The sequence below is a fragment of the Actinomycetota bacterium genome, from assembly GCA_036280995.1.
GTDB lineage: Bacteria > Actinomycetota > CALGFH01 > CALGFH01 > CALGFH01 > CALGFH01.
In genome coordinates this window covers 1-2,411 of sequence record DASUPQ010000582.1, presented here as the reverse complement: position 1 = coordinate 2,411, position 2,411 = coordinate 1, and the positions used below count along the sequence as shown (strand labels likewise).

Annotated in this window: 2 protein-coding genes; one reads left to right on the top strand and one right to left on the bottom strand. The window is 68.1% G+C overall.

Annotation, left to right across the window (positions count from 1 at the left end):
* Positions 1-217: 217 nt before the first annotated feature.
* Entirely contained in the window at positions 218-1,612 is a 1,395-nt protein-coding gene (locus VF468_19500; GenBank protein ID HEX5880473.1) for an IS1380 family transposase, read from the top strand.
* A 105-nt stretch (positions 1,613-1,717) separates the two neighbouring features.
* On the opposite strand, the gene VF468_19495 is transcribed toward VF468_19500, so the two are convergent.
* Positions 1,718-2,086 (bottom strand): LysR family transcriptional regulator, encoded by a 369-nt coding sequence (locus tag VF468_19495; protein ID HEX5880472.1) that lies wholly within the window; start codon positions 2,084-2,086, stop codon positions 1,718-1,720.
* Between the last annotated feature and the right edge of the window lie 325 nt (positions 2,087-2,411).

Below are 2,411 nucleotides of genomic sequence, written 5' to 3'. Positions count from 1 at the left end.
AGTCCGAGTGGCGGATCCGTTCGGAGGCCACTTCGGTCGAGTTTTTGACGTAGGGTGGCGCCGGCCGGACCCTCGCGACAGTCGCGTACACGCCCTAGCCCGCTGCTTTCGCGTTGTTTGGTTCGAAGCCGTGTTGATCATGAGAAAGGTGCTCCTGACCAGGTTGGATGGATCTTGCTAAGGGATCTATCGAACCAGGGTGAGGAGCACCTCTCAGGTGAAGCACACTACCGGGTTGTATCCGCGGGTTGGCGTCGACACCGAAGGCTGTGCGGCGGTCGGTCAGGCGGGTGGCGTGTTGTTGGTGGAGACCGTCCGGGCCAGCGGCATCGACGGCACCCTGTCGACGGCGTTGGCGCCGTGGCGCAAGCCGCTGGCCATCCATGATCCGGCAAAGATCGCGCTCGACCTGGCGGTCGGGTTGGCGTTGGGCGGTGACTGCCTGGCCGATGTGAACCTGCTCCGTGCCGAGCCGGGTGTGTTCGGCCCGGTCGCCTCGGATCCGACGGTGTCACGGCTGGTCGACACCCTCGCCGAAGACGCCGACCGGGCGCTGCTGGCGATCGAGTCAGCCCGTGCCGAGGCCAGAGCACGGGTCTGGGCGCTGGCCGGCGAGCATGCACCCGACCACGGCTGTGACGGGTCGTCTCCGTTGATCATCGATTTGGACGCGACCTTGGTGACGTCGCACTCGGAGAAGGAACACGCCGCGCCCACGTTCAAACGGGGCTATGGGTTCCACCCGTTGTGCGCGTTCGTCGACCACGGCCAAGCCGGCACCGGGGAACCGTTGCACCTGCTGCTGCGACCCGGGAACGCCGGGTCGAACACCGCCGCCGACCACATCACCGCCACCCGCAAGGCACTCGCACAGCTACCCCGACATCGACCGGGGACACGGCCCGGCCAGACGGTGCTGATCCGTGCCGATTCGGCCGGCGGCACCCACGCTTTCCTTGACTGGTTGACCGAACGCCACCTGTCGTACTCGGTCGGGTTCACCCTCGGCGACATCTCCGAGGTGCTGGCGACGATCCCGGACCGGGTGTGGACACCGGCCTACACCAGCGACGGGAAGATCCGCGACGGTGCCTGGGTCGCCGAGCTCACCGGCCTGCTCGACCTGTCCGGCTGGCCCCCAGAGATGCGGGTGATCGCCCGCAAGGAACGTCCCCATCCCGGCGCGCAGCTGCGCCTGACTGACGTCGACGGGCACCGGATCACCGCGTTCGCCACCAACACCCGCGGCGGCCAACTCCCCGACCTGGAGCTCCGGCACCGTCGCCGGGCCCGCGCCGAAGACCGGATCCGCAACGCCAAAGACACCGGCCTGACCAACCTCCCCCTGCACGACTTCGACCAGAACCGGATCTGGTGCGCCCTGGTCGGCCTCGCCGCCGAGCTGGTCGCCTGGATGCAACTCCTCGCCTTCACCGAGCACGAGGCCCGCCGGTGGGAACCGAAACGGCTCCGCTATCGGCTCTTCACCGTCGCCGCGCAACTCGCCCGCACCGGCCGACGCACCCTGCTGCACCTCGCCAGCCGATCACCCTGGGCCACCCTGATCGCCGACGGCATCAACCGGCTCCGCACCCTCGCCAGACCCGGCTGACCCGCCGGAATCCCATCCGTCATCCGAACCAGCAAACCCCGGGACCGTGGAACCCGGCGCGAAGCGAGACGACACTCGCCGAACTGTCACACCCACCCGACACAATCAGACCGACAGAGCCGGCGAGACGCCGGCACCATGATCAACAAGCCCGCCATGAAAGATCGAGGCTAGGCACTGCTCGGCTCCGACCCGCAGGCTGCCCGAGAGCTCGCGACTGGCCCGGACGACCGCGTCGCGGGCGGCCGCCGCCTGGGCGAGCATTGTGCGGGCGTGGGGCAGCAGCGCGAGCCCGGCCGCGTTGGGCTCCACTCGCCGGGTGGTCCGGTGGAACAGCGTCGAGCCCAGCTCGTCCTCCAAGGCGCGGATGGCGGCCGACAGACCGGACTGGGACACCCCGCAGATCGCGGCGGCGCGGGTGAACTGCTGCTCGTCGGCCAAGGTGACCAGGTACTGCATCTGGCGAAAATCCATCTATCTGTCTTCCTTCTGGAATTCATCGAATTCAGTTGTTGGACTTCTAGTGGCGTGTCGTTGAAATAAATATACGGTTGTGTGGGATGATCGGGGTATGGCCAATCATCCTGCTGCCGCGTTGCCGTTGCGCCGGGGCGACCGGCGGAAGTTGGAGCAGTGGGTGAAGTCCTCGACGGTGCCAGCCGGGCGGGCGCGGCGGGCCCGGATCGTGTTGTTGTCCGCCGATGGTCTGGCCAAGCAGGAGATCGCCGGCCGGGTCGGGGTGACCCGGCCGGTGGTGGACAAGTGGCGGGCCCGCTACGCCGAGCGTGGGATGGCTGGC

Coding starts and splice junctions, on each gene's coding strand:
- VF468_19495 (HEX5880472.1), bottom strand. CDS start 2,086: ATGGATTTTCGCCAGATGCAGTACCTGGTCACCTTGGCCGACGAGCAG.